This is a genomic window from Gilliamella sp. Fer4-1 (genome assembly GCF_001690515.1).
Lineage (GTDB): Bacteria > Pseudomonadota > Gammaproteobacteria > Enterobacterales > Orbaceae > Gilliamella > Gilliamella apicola_C.
On sequence record NZ_LZGZ01000150.1, the window covers coordinates 1 to 15,986 of the forward strand.

At 37.4% G+C, this 15,986-nt stretch carries 20 protein-coding genes and 1 pseudogene; 20 read left to right on the top strand and 1 reads right to left on the bottom strand.

Annotated features, from left to right (window positions below; translation table 11 throughout):
* The 14 genes from A9G30_RS05150 to A9G30_RS05210 all read left to right on the top strand — a co-directional run.
* A partial coding sequence (locus A9G30_RS05150; RefSeq protein ID WP_218057728.1) for a hypothetical protein occupies nt 1-588 on the top strand: 588 nt, incomplete at its 5' end.
* A gap of 5 nt (nt 589-593) precedes the next feature.
* A complete protein-coding gene (locus tag A9G30_RS05155; protein WP_065568055.1) occupies nt 594-1,052 on the top strand; it encodes a type II toxin-antitoxin system YafO family toxin in 459 nt (152 codons plus the stop codon).
* Nucleotides 1,053-1,258: 206 nt separating this feature from the next.
* Nucleotides 1,259-1,483 (top strand): phage holin family protein, encoded by a 225-nt coding sequence (locus tag A9G30_RS12330; RefSeq protein ID WP_081295691.1) that lies wholly within the window; start codon nt 1,259-1,261, stop codon nt 1,481-1,483.
* A complete protein-coding gene (locus tag A9G30_RS05160; protein ID WP_065588261.1) occupies nt 1,443-1,979 on the top strand; it encodes a lysozyme in 537 nt (178 codons plus the stop codon). The genes A9G30_RS12330 and A9G30_RS05160 overlap by 41 nt, the downstream gene beginning before the upstream one ends.
* A 256-nt stretch (nt 1,980-2,235) precedes the next feature.
* On the top strand, nt 2,236-2,508 hold the full coding sequence (locus A9G30_RS05170) for a lysis system i-spanin subunit Rz (RefSeq protein WP_442903443.1): 273 nt from the start codon (nt 2,236-2,238) through the stop codon (nt 2,506-2,508).
* Between the two features lie 373 nt (nt 2,509-2,881).
* Entirely contained in the window at nt 2,882-3,526 is a 645-nt protein-coding gene (locus A9G30_RS05175; protein ID WP_065588263.1) for a phage tail terminator protein, read from the top strand.
* Nucleotides 3,516-3,686: a DUF2635 domain-containing protein gene (locus A9G30_RS12335; protein ID WP_081295693.1), complete on the top strand. Its 171-nt coding sequence runs from the start codon at nt 3,516-3,518 to the stop codon at nt 3,684-3,686. Before A9G30_RS05175 ends, A9G30_RS12335 begins: the two co-directional genes overlap by 11 nt.
* A 2-nt stretch (nt 3,687-3,688) precedes the next feature.
* Complete coding sequence (locus A9G30_RS05180; RefSeq protein ID WP_065588264.1) at nt 3,689-5,188, top strand: phage tail sheath subtilisin-like domain-containing protein; 1,500 nt, start codon at nt 3,689-3,691, stop codon at nt 5,186-5,188.
* Complete coding sequence (locus tag A9G30_RS05185; RefSeq protein ID WP_065568049.1) at nt 5,188-5,550, top strand: phage tail tube protein; 363 nt, start codon at nt 5,188-5,190, stop codon at nt 5,548-5,550. Before A9G30_RS05180 ends, A9G30_RS05185 begins: the two co-directional genes overlap by 1 nt.
* Nucleotides 5,550-5,876: a phage tail assembly protein gene (locus A9G30_RS05190; RefSeq protein ID WP_081295695.1), complete on the top strand. Its 327-nt coding sequence runs from the start codon at nt 5,550-5,552 to the stop codon at nt 5,874-5,876. Before A9G30_RS05185 ends, A9G30_RS05190 begins: the two co-directional genes overlap by 1 nt.
* Before the next feature lie 130 nt (nt 5,877-6,006).
* On the top strand, nt 6,007-8,328 hold the full coding sequence (locus A9G30_RS05195) for a phage tail tape measure protein (RefSeq protein ID WP_065588265.1): 2,322 nt from the start codon (nt 6,007-6,009) through the stop codon (nt 8,326-8,328).
* Nucleotides 8,328-9,707 carry a DNA circularization protein gene (locus A9G30_RS05200; protein ID WP_065588266.1) on the top strand — a complete coding sequence of 460 codons (1,380 nt, stop codon included), beginning with the start codon at nt 8,328-8,330 and terminating at the stop codon, nt 9,705-9,707. Before A9G30_RS05195 ends, A9G30_RS05200 begins: the two co-directional genes overlap by 1 nt.
* Nucleotides 9,704-10,744: a phage baseplate assembly protein gene (locus A9G30_RS05205; protein ID WP_065588267.1), complete on the top strand. Its 1,041-nt coding sequence runs from the start codon at nt 9,704-9,706 to the stop codon at nt 10,742-10,744. The genes A9G30_RS05200 and A9G30_RS05205 overlap by 4 nt, the downstream gene beginning before the upstream one ends.
* A gap of 20 nt (nt 10,745-10,764) precedes the next feature.
* Nucleotides 10,765-11,328, top strand: coding sequence for a phage baseplate assembly protein V (locus tag A9G30_RS05210; RefSeq protein ID WP_065568044.1), 564 nt, complete (start codon nt 10,765-10,767; stop codon nt 11,326-11,328).
* Here A9G30_RS05210 and A9G30_RS05215 read toward each other — a convergent pair.
* A complete protein-coding gene (locus tag A9G30_RS05215) occupies nt 11,325-11,666 on the bottom strand; it encodes a hypothetical protein (RefSeq protein ID WP_065588268.1) in 342 nt (113 codons plus the stop codon). The two genes, A9G30_RS05210 and A9G30_RS05215, sit on opposite strands and share 4 nt — an antisense overlap.
* Before the next feature lie 190 nt (nt 11,667-11,856).
* On the opposite strand from A9G30_RS05215, the gene A9G30_RS05220 reads away from it, so the two are divergent.
* From A9G30_RS05220 to A9G30_RS05240, 6 genes and pseudogenes are all read left to right on the top strand, one after another.
* The gene (locus A9G30_RS05220; RefSeq protein WP_065588269.1) at nt 11,857-12,270 is read left to right on the top strand and encodes a phage GP46 family protein; all 414 of its coding nucleotides are present in this window, start codon (nt 11,857-11,859) and stop codon (nt 12,268-12,270) included.
* Nucleotides 12,263-13,330: a baseplate J/gp47 family protein gene (locus A9G30_RS05225; protein ID WP_065588270.1), complete on the top strand. Its 1,068-nt coding sequence runs from the start codon at nt 12,263-12,265 to the stop codon at nt 13,328-13,330. Before A9G30_RS05220 ends, A9G30_RS05225 begins: the two co-directional genes overlap by 8 nt.
* On the top strand, nt 13,321-13,911 hold the full coding sequence (locus A9G30_RS05230; protein ID WP_065588271.1) for a YmfQ family protein: 591 nt from the start codon (nt 13,321-13,323) through the stop codon (nt 13,909-13,911). The genes A9G30_RS05225 and A9G30_RS05230 overlap by 10 nt, the downstream gene beginning before the upstream one ends.
* A pseudogene (locus A9G30_RS13590) lies at nt 13,904-14,182 on the top strand (phage tail protein); the annotation flags it as partial. The gene A9G30_RS05230 and the pseudogene A9G30_RS13590, both read left to right, overlap by 8 nt.
* Before the next feature lie 387 nt (nt 14,183-14,569).
* Nucleotides 14,570-15,040, top strand: coding sequence for a tail fiber protein (locus A9G30_RS13595; protein WP_065588273.1), 471 nt, complete (start codon nt 14,570-14,572; stop codon nt 15,038-15,040).
* Nucleotides 15,041-15,058: 18 nt separating this feature from the next.
* Nucleotides 15,059-15,667: a tail fiber assembly protein gene (locus A9G30_RS05240; protein WP_065588272.1), complete on the top strand. Its 609-nt coding sequence runs from the start codon at nt 15,059-15,061 to the stop codon at nt 15,665-15,667.
* Nucleotides 15,668-15,986 lie beyond the last annotated feature (319 nt).

The following is a 15,986-nucleotide window of genomic DNA, read 5'->3' on the forward strand; positions in this document are numbered from 1 at the left end:
TATAATTTTTCCGTTATTCCTAAGGATTTTTTCATCAATTCTAATTGTGGCAATATAATAATGAAGAGTAAAGTAGCAGTTGCGGTATTGTTATCTACGAGTTTAGTCTCTTTGAATTCAGCTGCGTCTGGAGCTATGGCTTTGTCCTCTCAGTATCAAACAAAAAGTGAAATTAATCACGAAGATATTAAAATGATAAATTTAAAAAATAAAGTAATCAATTATTTTAATATTGACTTGGTTAAAGCATTGAAAGATTCAGAAAATATTTTATATGAAATAACTGATGATTTTTCCTGTGATTTTATAAAAAATTATGACTTTTCTGCAATGCTAAAAAATTTAGTTTCTGTGGAGTCCTCAGCTTTTACATTTATAAATAATAATTTAATTACAAAGATGGATATTAAAGATTCACTTCGCTTAATATTGTCTTTGAAAAATAAAATTACAAGAATAATGCAAATAAGGGATTCACTTGATGTGGTTCCAACTTATTATAATAGTGGAATAAATACAACTCATATTTTATCGTTAGCAAACAATACAACTAATAAATTATTAAGCGAAATCAAAAACAAGGCTTAGTAATCATGGTTGATGTTATAATTTTAGAGGAAGCCAGATATTTATTTGCTGATACATTTATAGAATTCCCTAATTTTGAAAATCAATTAATTAGTGTTTTTAAAGAATATATAGAAAGTAATCGAACAAAAGTGCCTGATATTTTTGGACGTGATGTTCCGTATAGGCAACCAAACAGGCTCTATGAGCTAAATGTTCAACATATTCATTTAAAGTTGCCTCCAAACCGATTCCCAAAGAACCAGCCTCAATATTATAGATGCAACGCCACTAAAGAGCCTAATAAGGATATTTTTCTTGTTTATGTTATTTCAGATTTTAATCCTAAGAGATTTGCGCTGTTAGCAATATTAAGACCACATGCTCATAAGAAAAGTAAAGAAAGAAGAATATTAAATTTATTTTGTCAATTGGCTGAAAAATATCAAGAACAAGAATTCGAGTTATATTGTGCAACTGATTAGCCCACGAGATATTTTACATTCACCGCTTAATTACGGTTTTTTATATCCAAAGTTACCCCTACGCCACTTTCTATAATTCAAGACAACAAATTGATTTATAGATACGCTCGGGGGCTTTCAAAGAATCGACAGCAAAGCTAGACACGCACACAACTCAATATAGCTAGTACGCTGTCACCTTATTAACTCACATAAAGATATTTAACATGGAAAGATACTCATCACCGATGTCTTATTTCTGGGGCGCTTTATGCACGCTTTTAGGCGCACTTAGTTTAAATGATATTGCCATTATTGTCGGTATTATCTTATCAATAGCGACATTTATTATTAATTGGCTGTATAAGCGCCGAGATTTTTATCATAAAAAAAAATTGAGAGAGCAATACTATGAAAAACACAACAAGAATAGCGACGAGTGCGATTTGTAGTGTTTCAGTAATCATCGGTATTGTCATTGCTAATTACTCAGATGACATAAGAACAAGCCAATCGGGTCTGGAAATAATCGGTAATGCTGAATCCTGCGTACGAGAGCCTTATTATTGCCCGGCTAACATATTAACGGTTGGGATTGGCTCAACGGGTAATCATATTGAACAAAAAATTTATACTGATGATGAGATAGCAAAGCGTTGGGTCAATGACATAAAAACGGCTGAACAATGTGTTAATCGCTATGCTAAAGGCTTTCATCTTCCCCAGTCTGTTTTTGACGCTGTGACCTCAATTACCTTTAACGTTGGATGTACAAAAATGCGAACATCAACAATGTATAAGCATCTGAATAACGGTGATTATAAGGCGGCTTGTAATGAATTCCCAAGGTGGAATAAAGCAGGTGGTAAGGCTCTAAAAGGCTTAGTAATCAGGCGAGAAAAGGAGAAGGCGTTATGTCTATCTTATGTTTTATCATCGCATCGATAATGGCTATCAAAGGTGTCAACGGCTGGGGGTTGGTTTTTATTTGTCTCGTTATTGTTGAGTGGTTCATCATGTTAAAAATATCAAAAGTAAATATATCATTGATTAGTATGTTGCTATTTGTTTGTTATTTCGCCTACAAATGTCGGCAAGATGAAAAGCTTGCAGTGGTGAGAGCAAATAAAGCTGAAGAAAAGTACGAAAAATAGCTACAAGATAACAATGAAGTAACAAAAGAGAATCAAACATTATTGAGGCGATAAAAAATGGACAAGCTAAAACAGCGGTTTTACGTCATGATATCGATAATGGTTTTATCGAGTTGCGCGTCAAAGTCGAATCCGTCAAACGAGATAGTGTCACCGCCAGCAGTACTGCTAGCAAAGCCTTACGACTTGCAAGAGCTTCTCAACAAGATTATTACCATCTCACTAGCGCAATCAGCTACAACAAAGCCATGATTGATGGTTGGCGAGAATACTATTGTAAAGAGATTGCACCCAAGAATAATACAGAGTTTATGTGCAAATAAACAGTAGATATGATAAACGGATGCAACTATACACATTGGCATAAAGCATGCTTAACATATCTAAAACGAAATTTTTTGTGTTATGCGTTTTATATAAAAAGATATGAACTACCTACAGCTAGATAATGCTGATAAAACAATTTATTCAATATAGATAGCTAAAATCTGCAATTAACCGAGCGAAAAATTATCTCCACCATTTGTCTCGACATCGTAATGCTTGATATTGCTAGTTATTGTTATAGCAAATCAGGCTTCCATAAAGGATTACTCCGTTTAAAAATTTCATGATTGGTACATTAAAGAAAGAATCATCATGGCGTAAAAACACGTTAACTACAGATCTAGTCAACTCAATGAAGCAGGTTACACAATGAAATTATCACATATCGTTCACACATTACGCCATTTTAGCCCTAGCTTTGCAGGTCGGGTTGGCGGTGCTGCTGCGTTTTCAGCTATTAAAGATACGGCACTTTTAAAATTACCTGCCGCTTATGTTGTTCCGCTTGATGATAGAGCACAAGATAACAAGCCACAAACAGATTATTGGCAAAATGTGACAGAAAGTTTTGGGGTTATTGTTGTATTAAAACCATTAGATGAACAAGGTCAACACGAAGCATATGACATTGTCGAAAACATAAAAACCGAACTTTGGCGAGCTTTACTCGGTCTTGAACCTTCTCCATCGCATAATCCAATTCAATATGATGGCGGCGGTTTACTGGATTTAGATCAGGGAAGACTTTTTTATCAATTCAATTTTAGTGCAGTGCGCGAAGTTGGTTTTGATAATACTCGTCAACACTTTGATTTAAATGCTATTGATAATCCAATTCCCGATCCTGATTGGCAATTCGATCCAAACGACCCAGATGCCATCAAACCTCCGCAGTATAACCCGTTAAACATTGGCAACTTCGATACTCTATCAGGAACGATTAATGAACTAGATTCGGGGGTAACGGTGAATTTTCAAAATAATAATATCTATGAGGGCAATAATGATAATTAAACCTATCAATAACAAACAGGTATATGACCCAGATAACGGGGATTATTTACCTAAAGTCGGTCGTCATGTTGAGTTTAACCAATACTGGGCTAGACGACTGGCAAATAATGATGTTGAAGAAATAATCAACATCAAATTAAAACAAAAAAAGGGTAACTAAAAATGACAATTAGTTTTAACAATATTCCTAACAATATAAAAGTTCCATTATTTTATGCGGAAGTGGATTCGTCTGCGGCTAATACAATTCAAGATAGCGGTGCTTCATTAATTATTGCTTATCCATTAGCTGATAGCAGTATTGAACGTAATAAGCTCATTATTATGCCGTCTGCAGATCAAGCTAAAAAACTCGCAGGACAAGGTAGCCAATTATCTAGAATGGTTGAATCCTATCGAAACACCGATAATTTTGGTGAGTTATGGGTGATTGCTGTTGACGAACCTGCATCTGGCTCAAACGCAACAGGTACTATTCAAATATCAGGCACCGCAGAAGAAACAGGGATATTAAGTTTATATATTGGTAACTGCAAAATTCAATCGCGCGTAACGATTTCGGATACTGCGGACAATATTGCCAATGCACTAAATAATGCAATTAATACCAATTCCAATTTACCTGTTACAGCAACTATTAGCAATAGCACTATCACGTTAACAGCCAAAAACAAAGGATTGAATGGCAATGATATCCCGCTATGCTTTAACTATTACGGCACAATCGGCGGAGAAGAAACACCTGACGGATTAAATATTGCAATCACGCAAATGCATGGCGGAACAGGTACTCCAGATTTAACGCCGGTTATTGCCGCGATGGGGGACAAACTCCTTGATTTTATCGCCTTTCCATTTAATGACTTAGCATCACTCGCAACATTCAACCAAGAAATGGATGACACAGTAGGGCGTTGGAGTTATGCGCGCCAATTGTATGGACATGCTTATACTGCTAAAAAAGGGGATTTATCCGAGCTTGTCGAATTTGGTGATAAATTAAATTACCAACATATTACCGTTGCAGGCTATGAAAAAAACATTCAGACAGGTATTGATGAATTAATTGCAATGCGAACATCGCGGAATGCAATTTTTATTCTTAACGATCCTGCTCGACCAACACAAACGGGCTTATTAAACGGCGCGTTACCCGCACCAGATAGTGATCAGTTTACACTAACAGAACAACAATCTTTGCTAAGCCATGGTATTGCTACAGCTTATGTTTCTAGCGGAAATTTATTAATACAACGTGATATCACAACCTATCAACGTAATAGCTACGGCGTTGCTGATAATAGCTATTTAGATAGTGAAACCTTGCATACGCTAGCGTATGTATTACGTAAATTACGCAGTGTGATCACATCTAAATACCCACGGCATAAACTAGCAAATGACGGCACGCGATTTGGTGCAGGGCAGGCAATTATCACCCCTTCCGTCGCTAAAGCGGAAATTAATGCAACATATCGACAATTAGAATTATTAGGTTTAGTTGAAAACTTTGATGTGTTCAAAAAGAACTTAATTGTTGAACGAAATGTCAACGATCCTAATCGATTAGATGTGTTATTCCCACCTGATCTCGTTAATCAATTACGCGTTTTTGCTGTGTTAGCACAGTTTAGATTGCAATATCCAGAGGAGAAAAACTAATGACACAACGACGTATTGCAGGAACAACTTATATTAAAGTTGATGCCAACCAACTATCATTAACAGGCGGTATTGAAGTCCCAATGAATACTAATGTAAAAGAAAGTATTTTGGGATTAGATAATAGCGTTCACTATAAAGAAACGTTCCGAGCTCCGTACATTAAAGGGACATTTAAAGTACCGCGTGATTTTCCAATCGACAAGTTAATGTCTAGCGATTCAATGACAGTTACCGCAGAACTTGCCAACGGTAAGGTTTACGTTTTATCTAATGCTTGGGTAGAAGGTGAAGTTAATCACAATGCCGAAGACGGTACAGCAGAAATCGAATTTCACGGTGAAGAAGGATTTTATCAATAATGAAAGAAATTAAACTATCACAGCCGATCATGGCACATGGCAATGAATTACATGTGCTGGAATTAAAAGAGCCTACCGTCAAAGATATCAAAAAATTGGGATTCCCATTTGATAGCCAAATGATTGGCGATCCTAAAAAAGTGGCTGATTACATCGTGGCATTAGGTAATGTTACACCAAGCTCGGTGGAACAACTTACACCCTATGATTTTCTAATGATTACGGGAGAAATTATGATGTTCTTTGGCCCAAAGGATCAAGTAAAGGAAGCAGAGACGCCATTGGAAGCGGAGCAAGCCCAATCATCACCATTGAATATCTTGTAAACCTTTGTTTTGAAGTTGCCAAGTACTGGCAACTTTCTCCTTTCTACATCATTGAAGAACGTTCACTATCCGAACTCTTTGAACTCTGTGAACAAGCAAACCGCATAGAAAATAGCAAGGAATCAACATTATGACTAGCTTTAATTTAAAAGCTGCAAAGGAATATATCGATAAGCTACCGCCAAAATTAAATAATATAAAAGGCAAACTTGAAAAATTTCAAAAAAGTGTGCAAAACTCAAAGTTTGCCAAATTTGATCTAAAAGGTGCTGTAACTGGCCTTAATATTTCTGCGCCGTTTGTTAAAGGTGTGAAAGATGCAATAGCGTATGAAGAAGTTATGGCTGACATCAAAAAGGTTGTTGACTTTGATACGCCTGAGCAATTCAAACAAATGGGGCAAGATATTCGTGAAATGTCACTAACGTTACCAATGGCAGCTAAAGATATCGGCGCAATTGTTGCAGCAGGCGGACAAGCAGGTATCCCAAAAGAAGATTTAAAGCAATTTGCCGAAGATGCTGTAAAAATGGGTATAGCATTTGATAGCTCTGCGGAAGAAGCGAGTAGCACAATGGCAACATGGCGAACAGCTTTAAAGCTAACTCAAAACGAGGTTGTTGAATTATCTGATAAAATTAAATTGTTGAGCAACCCGCAAAATGCAAAAGCCAAAGATATTTCAGATGTAGTTACAAATGTAGTTACAGAAATTGGCTCGCTGGATAATATTTCTGGTAGCAGTACTGACAAGTTAGTTGCATTAAGTTCAACAATTATTTCCGTTGGTACAAATACCGATCAAGCAGCTACGGGTATAAAAAACTTTATGTCGATGCTGGCATCAGGTGAGGCTGCGACTGAGAAACAACAAGAGGCATTACAACAGTTAGGCTTCACATCAACTGAAATAGCTAACATCATGCAGAAAGATGCCGAAGGAGCGATTACATCAGTACTTGAATCGCTAGGTAAAGTACCAAAAGATAGGCAATCTGCGTTACTAGCAGATTTGTTTGGTAAAGAAAGTATTGCTGCAATTTCACCATTAGTTGATAATCTGGAACTATTAAAAACTAATTTTAAGCGTGTTGAGGATGCATCGCAATACGCTGGTTTGATGCAGGAACAGTATGAATTAAGATTAAATAACGTAGCCCAAAAATTACAAATTTTTAATAATGGTCTTAATAATATCAGTTTATCAATTGGTGAGGCATTATTACCAACATTTATCGAACTATTAAACCAAATGCAACCGTTAATCGTTTCATTTGGGCATTTTATTCAAGAAAATCCTGAACTCGTGAAAATGGCTGCGATGGCGATTGTGGGGTTAATTGGTCTTCGTGTTGCATGTGCAGGTGTGAATACTATTGTTGGTGTGCTAACAACCGGGATCGATATTTACAACGGTGTACTTAAAGCTAATAAATGGGTAACAAAGTCTCATGCGGCTATTCAATTAAAATTATCTAATGCATTTAAAAAGGTTCGAAATTCCTCAATAGCACTTAAAATAGTGACATTGGCTCATACAGGTGTTTTAAAAAGCATTACTTTAGCGACAAAATTATTTACTTTCTCGAAGATAGCATTATCTAATGCATTTAAAACGGTTCGAAATTCCTCAATAGCGCTTAAAATAGTGACGGTGGCTTATACAGGAATTTTAAAAAGCATTACTTTAGCGACGAAATTATTTGCTTTCGCACAGATAGCATTATCCAATGCATTTAAAATTGTTCGAGTTACTTCAATTGCGCTTTTCACGGTCATGGCCATGAATCCAATTGGGCTAATCATGACAGGTATAGCTATTGCTGCAACATTAATCATCACATACTGGGATGATATAGTTAAGTTCTTTCAATGGCTATGGGGGGTGATAAAACCTTACGTTATGCCTATTATTGATTATTTTATAGCAGAATTTAAAGCAGGTGGTGAAAGCATCATAAATGGCTGGCAGAGGGTAAATGAGTTTTTTAGCGGATTGTGGGCGTCTATTGAGCCATATGTAATGCTGATTTTTGATATATTCATTGAACCCTTTAAAAATGCGGGTGAAGTTATACCAACGGTATGGGAAAGTGTTCAGAATTTCTTTAAAAACCTATGGGATAACGTTAAGTCTGGCATCCAACCGCTACTAGATGCTTGGGACTTTCTTTTCGGTGACAATGAAAAGAAAGTAAAAGTTACGGCTGATACAGCGAGTTTACCGAAAGAAATGACCAAACCAATGGTTACATGCTCCAATTATCAAACGCCTCAAATGCCAATTAATAACTTTTCAAATAATAATGCAAATCGAAATAATAATGGTGAATTGGTTGTGAAGTTTGAAAATGCCCCGCAAGGGACTATCGTAAAACAAACTAAACAGGCATCGGGTTTTGATACTAAAGCCGATGTGGGTTGGAATCCATATGCATTAGGAGTCTATTGATGAACTTCATGAATTGGCTAAATGATTTATTACCAGCAAGTTTTCGAGGAGTGCCATTCCAAGTGAGTGGCACATCAGCTGAATTTGGTCGGCGTAATGAAACCCATGAATATCCGTTCCGAGATGTTCCTTATACGGAAGATCTAGGTCGTTCTGCGCGTAAAAATAAAATTGATGCGTTTGTTATTGGTGACGACCACAAAGAACAAGCTGAAAAACTGGTAGAAGCCATCGAGAAAGAAGGTGCAGGCACACTCATGCACCCCATATTTGGTGAATTGAATGTTAACATTACCGGCACGGCAACCGTTAGTAACTCGGTTGAAAACGGTCGAATGAGTGTTATTTCATTCTCTTTTGTTGAAGCGGGGGAATTAATCTTCCCCGATTCATCTATCGCAACAGATGATGTGGTTGATGAAAATGCAGATAATGTAGATCAAGCACTACTAGATGCATTTGAAGATTTTGATTTAATCGACGCGCCCGATTTTGTCTTGAGTAATATTCTTGATGAAACCGTGTCAATTTTAAATGACATAGCTGATGCTTATAATGCGATAACTCCCTATGTTAATGATGTGATTAAAATCCTAAATGGTGATTTATCACCCATTCTTGGTGCTGGGGGGGCATCCATTATTAATTCAATCAAAAATGTTTGGCAAAGCGCAACAACATTTTCCAATTCTGTAAATGATTTGGTAGCCAAAGTAAAGGTGTTTAACGGCGTATTATTTATAAAAAGCGTTTTGCCTAGCGCCATTTGGTCAACAGATAGCAAATCGACCCAAAAAAGAAAGAAAAATCAAAATCTAATCAATACCGCGATTCGCGTAACCGCACTGACAGAAGCATCACGAATAATTGCGTCATTGCCAAAGCAAGTTGAAGATAAAAGAAAACAAGCTTTTGCGCCTGTGGCGTTAGAATCAACAAAAGGGAAAAAAGAGAATTATTTCAGCAGAGGGGATACTTTGCCAAATGGGAACATAAACAATTCACAGGCTAACATAACAATCTCAACCATATCAACATCATCAACAGTTGAAAAAAGTAATACCATTTCATTTGATGATTTGCTGGATATCAAAGATGCTATTAATGAATCGTTTGATAAAGAACTGTCAAGAACCGAGCATGATGGTTTGTACATTGCACTAGTAAAATTAAAAGCTGCAGTTAACCAAGATATCAATGCACGTTTAATCAAAATAGAAAAAACCATTGTTTATATGCCTAATGACGTATTGCCCGATTTAGTTTTAGCGCACTATCTCTATAACAATGCGACACGTTATGATGATATATCAATTCGCAACAACGTCCTTCATCCTGGTTTTGTGCCCGTTAAAGAACTGAGAGTACCCACACCATGAGCGATAATAAAGTGTTGTTAAAAATTAATCACAAATACTTTGGCGGTTGGACTGATGTAAGTATTTCGGCGGGTATTGAACGACTAGCCCGTGATTTTAATGTCACTATTACTCGACAATGGCCATCATCAGGCGATGCTTCAGAAGCAAAAATTGATGTTAAAAATGGTGATTTAGTTGAAGTGTATATTGATGATGACGTGGTTTTAACGGGGTACGTTGAAGCATTGCCGATTCGATATGATGCGGGATCACTATCAATGGGTATTGTTGGCAGAAGTAAAACCGCAGATTGTATTGATTGTAGTGCAGTACCCAAACAATATAGCGGTAGTTCAACTATTCAAGTTATTCAAGATTTAGTTAAACCGTTTAAGCTAAACGTTATCAACCAAGGTAATGATGTTGGTGCTATTAGCATTCAAGCGGATCAAGGGGACACTGTTTTTGATGTCATTAGTAAAATAATGGGTATGCAACAAATTATTGTATTTGATGACGAGCAAGGGCAAGTTGTCATTGGTGATATCGGTTTCGATGAGGCAAAAACAGCTTTGGTTTTAGGAGCTAATATTTTGTCGGCGGATACTGGAAATAGTATCGAGGATCGATATTCCGATTATTTTGTCTCAGGGCAAAGCGTCGGTGATGATGAAAACTTTGGTGAAGCAACGCTAGCATCCGTTAGCGCCACATCTAAAGATGAGGAAATTGTTCGTTATCGTCCATTAATCATAAAGCAGTCTGGCGACTCGAATAACGGTACTTGCCAAGAACGCTGTGAAATGGAAAAAGTGCTGAGAGCAAGCAAAACCAGAGAAGTCACTTACACCGTACAAGGTTGGCGTCAGGGGGACGGAACGTTATGGAAACCTAATCAAATGGTTGTCGTTAATGATCCGCTGCTGGGTTACGATAATGAAAAACTGGTTATTGCTGAAGTTAAATATAGCTTAAGCAGTCGTGGAACGTTATGCGAATTAAAAATAGGTCCCGTTGAAGCCTATTTGCCTGACAAGAAGAAAAAAGGTAAGTAACCAGATGGTGAGGTATTCTAATGCGTAAAGTTTTAAATAAAATAATGAACCTAGTTTCTCGTGGCTATATAACATTTAGTGATAGCAACAGCAAATGCCAAACGTTACAAATCAAAATGTCGGGCGGTGAACAAAAAAGTGATATTGAGCATATCGAGCCGTATGGGTTCACATCAAGGCCATTAGATGGCGCAGAAGCTGTTGCATTATTCTTAGATGGTGATAAATCGCATGGTGTGATTTTAACCACAGGTGACCGACGTTATCGTATTACATCGCTCAAAAAAGGCGAGGTTGCCATTTACACAGACGAGGGTGACGCTATTATTTTTAACCGTAATAACGAGATTAACGTAAAAACTAAAAAATTTATTGTTAACGCTGATGATGCAATTGAACTAAATACTAAAAATTTAGTTGTTAGCGCATCATCAGGAACACAATTTAATACGCCATTATTCAAATCATCTGGAGAAATAGCAGATAAAACCAGCACTATTTCAAACATCAGAACCATTTATAATGGACATACACATAATGAAACAAGTACCGTAACACACAACCCAAATCAAAAAATGGGTTAGTTTGTATAAACGTTTAATTCAAATAGGGCAAATTGCGCCTTTATTTTGTCAAAATAATACGCCATTTCAAACAGGGCACCTTTTGCTAGCACCCACAGGTGACCCGCCTGTTTTAATGCGTCGTTTTTAGATGCTAGCTTAGGTTGTAACATCCTCATTACTGCATAAGTTGAGCATAACATACCTTGCCGTGCTTGCTCATTTTTAGCATTACCAGATGATATTATTTGAATATTAGTGAGCTTATCTTTTTCGTCAATGTTTAACATAACGGCAAACGTGATATTACCTAATTGAGATTCTTGATAACCATTTGCACCATCATTGAATAAACGCAACTCATCTATTTTTATTTCTGCGCACTGTGGAAATGTTTTGAAGTATTTTTTTATGCCTTTATCAAACTGTTTAGCGGTTTATGGCAGTTCTTTTTACTCCGTACTTGCTGAACTTGCTAATAAAACTAAAGCTAACAAAAATAATTTTTTCATTTTTTATTCCTTATTCCTTATTCTATGAGTTAGTAACATGTTTATAAACGTTAATGACAAACTGATGTCAATGTCATCACATACAAAACCACTGTATCGCGCTTTAATCATTTCGCTATTCACATGGCGACACAAAAATGCCAGTGATGATTCAGAACACCCTTACGGTTGGTGGGGTGATTCGTACCCCAGTATAGCAAATGACAAAATTGGATCACGCCTTTATTTATTGTCTCGCTCAAAATTAACCAATCAAACTGCCAATTTTGCAAAAATTTATATAAAAGAGGCGGTGCAGTGGATGATTGATGACGGGCTGGCATCACGTATTGATGTTTCAGTAAAGCGAACCGATTTAACCGTTTTAGTGGCAACCATCAATATTTATAAAAACGATGGCAGCAGTGAAGAATTCAAGTTTGACAACTTATGGAGTGATATTAATGTCTAGTGGATTTTCAAGACCAACCTTACCCGATTTAATCACAACAATACGCAATGATTTATATGCGCGCCGAGCTGTTGATGATGAATTAATTTCATTACGGCGCAATGATCCAGAAGTTTATGGACGAGTGATAGCAGGGGCTACCCATGTATTATTAGGCTATATTGAAAATATGGCTAAAAATATTTTGCCCGATCAAGCAGACGAAGCTTGGTTGATCCGACATGGAAATATGAAGCGTTGCTATAGAAAACAGCCTACAAGGGCGGTTGGCTATATAAGATTTGATGCAGTCGCAGACGGTATTGTTATTCCTAAAGATCGTAAGGTCCGGCGTCAAGCGGATCGGCACACGTATACTGTTACACAAACCACAACATCATCAAATAATATTTTACGTGTTCCAGTAATTTGTGACGAAGTCGGCACAATCGGCAATTGTGATGATGGCTCTAAGATGTCACTGATTACGCCAGTTACAGGTCTATCATCAACATGTTTTGCCGATTCAATAGAATCAGGTGCTGATATAGAGGATTTAGAATCTTTTAGAAAACGAGTTATCGACAGGTGGTATTACACACCACAAAGCGGAGCCGATCAAGATTATGTACAGTGGGCAAAAGAAGTACCTAGCGTTACAAGAGCTTGGTGCTATCGACATTGGGCAGGAACGGGGAGTGTTGGCGTGATGGTGGCAAATAGTGATCCCGTTAATCCCGTTTTAGACAATACCGCTATTCAAAATATCAAAAAACATATTGAGCCATTAGCGCCCGTTGCTGGCTCTATGTTAATTGTTTTTTCGCCTATGCCCAAACCTATTAATTTTAAAATTATGGTCACCCCTGATAATCCAGAAATTCGCTATCAAATAGAAACCGAATTGAAGTCATTTTTATTAAGAGAAGGCAATCCACAAACAACGTTATTTAGGTCACGTATTAGCGAAGTGATAAGCGCATCATTTGGCGAATATGCCCATGAATTAGTTTATCCCGACAAAGATATTTTTATAGAAAAAAATCAAGTGGCTACTTTTGGAGGAATTGAATGGATTTAGACAAACAATACCGAAATATGGTAGGGCACTTATTGCCGTATGGCCCTGCGTGGAATAAATCAGAACCAATACTACTATCACTGGCATTAACATTATCAAAAACTCACGTTAGATTAGATGATTTAATGCAAGAGGTTAACCCCAAGACGACGACAGAGCTGATAGATAGATATGAGCAAATATGTGGATTACCCGATAGTTGTTACCCGTCGGAGGTTCAAACGTTAACTACTCGGCGTAACCGTTTGGATTCAAAAATAAATTTGGTCGGCGGCATAAGTAAAGCATTTTTTCTACAAGTTTTAAAAGCCAACGGCTATACAGATGCCACTATTACAAACTACAACAATGATGTTTTTACCTGTGAATCAACATGTAACGACTATTTATACGATGAAGAGTGGCGTTTTTACTGGATAGTAAATATCCCTCACAATTATCAAGTAACAGAAATGACCTGTAATGATGGGTGCGATTCATATTTGAGAAAGTGGGGTGATAAACAAATCGAATGCATAATTAATAAATTATGCCCATCACATACTTATGTAATTTTTAAATACGGAGTAACAAATGCATAGAATTGATACACCAACAGCCCAAAGAGATAAATTTGGGCAAGGAAAAAATGGCTTTACCCGTGGTAACCCACAAACGGGTACTCCAGCCACTCAGCTAGACTATTTGTATTGCGATGCAATTCAAGAAGAAATTGCCAATGCGATTGAAGCCGCAGGAATTAAACTTGATAAATCTAAGCATGACCAACTCGCCAGCGCTATTAAAGAATTTGTCAGAAAAGGTAGCGTACGACTTAGTTCGGCAGTAGACAGCACATCAGAAACAGAAGCGGCAACACCGAAGGCTGTGAAAGTAGCATACGATTTAGCGGCGGGTGCGGTAAAAAAATCTGGTGACAACATTGATGGCAATTTATTTGTCAAAAATATGCGAGTTCTCGTGGACGGCGATGCATTTCCGTTTCGCGGCAATTTGAACAATGCTCATTTAAATGACATTAAAGGCCTGCAGCACGGCGTATATTTTCAGAGCGCAAATGAATGCGCAGCTGTTGAAAACGGTTATCCGATCTCTGCTGCTGGTTCGTTAATTGTGTCGCAAACTGGTGGCGATGGCGCGAACGGGTGCTGGCAGTCATACACGGATTACTACACTGGACGTCAATTTATCAGAACCTACAGGGAGCGGCCGAACGAGTGGTCAAACTGGGTCGAGCAAATTACAACAGCAAACGTTAATAGCTTTTTGCCTGTCGGTATCCCGCTGCCGTGGCCACAAGATCGTCCGCCAACGGGATGGTTTGAATGCAATGGCGCGTCATTTGATGTAAATCAGTTTCCAAAGCTAGCATCTGTTTTCCCGTGGGGTCGGCTACCAGACTTGCGGGGTGAGTTTATACGTGGATGGGATAATGCACGTGGTGTTGACCCAGGTAGGCAAATCTTGAGCTGGCAGGGTGATGCCATTCGCAATATTGTGGGAAGCATGGGGTTTACAGAACTAAATAACGGCGTGCAGACGGCGGGGGCATTTTATGTTTCATCAAATCCGCACGCATCAATGACGTATCACTCGCGTGGTGATGGTTTTAATACTGTTGTCGCATTTGACGCATCGCGTTCAGTTCCTACCGCGCACGAAAATAGACCGATCAATGTCGCATTTATGTATATAGTTAAAGCAGAATAATTTTAGGAGATTTATATAATGAAATATCAATTACAACCAGAAATGGCAATTTTAGATAAAAACGGATTAACAGTAACGGCGGGTTATGCTGTCATTTATAATTTTGACGTGCTAACTGGGGAGTTCAAAAATGCAAGTTATCAGTATTTACAAGTTGGCGTCGGTGTGCCGGCTAACTCATGCATTGATGCACCGAAATCGGTGAAAGAAGATAAAGCGATTGTTCGTCAAGACAACAAATGGGTTTACCTTAATGATTACCGAGGCAAAAAAATTTACTCAACTACAACAGGTGTAGAATCAACAGTAACAGAAATAGGCGACATTCCTACAGATTACACACTGTTAAAACCAAATTCTGAGTTTGATTCTTGGAACGGTGAAGCATGGATATTAGATGAAAATAAACAGCATCAGCGCCATGTAAATGTTGCAATAGCACAGAAAAAAAAGTTATTAAGCGAAGCTACTACGCAAATTGATTATCTACAAGATGCGATTGATACTGATATTGCAACAGACGAAGAAAAGGCGTTATACGCGGATTGGAAAAAATACCGAGCATTACTCAATCGCATTGATGTTGATACGGCGCCAGACACCAATTGGCCAGAAAAACCGCTGTAATAATTAACTGCTCTGGGTAATTGTATTTGTTTTTTTTGTGTATAAACAGTGCAATTATCTGGAATGCCTTTATTGACAAACGACATTACGCCAATTCTGACATTACTAGCGTTGTTGCATTATTTCACTATTATAAGCAAATCCCTCTAAATCGATATGAAGTAAGTTGAATTTAGTTTTTTAGATCTAAATTAGTTTTAGTGTCAAAAGATAATACATTAAAAATTATAGATTCTTTTGTCTAAGAGCAAATAAAGTCTATTTCATCTAAATGCTAACAATTGAACTTATTACAAATTTCATTTCTTTTAATTATTAT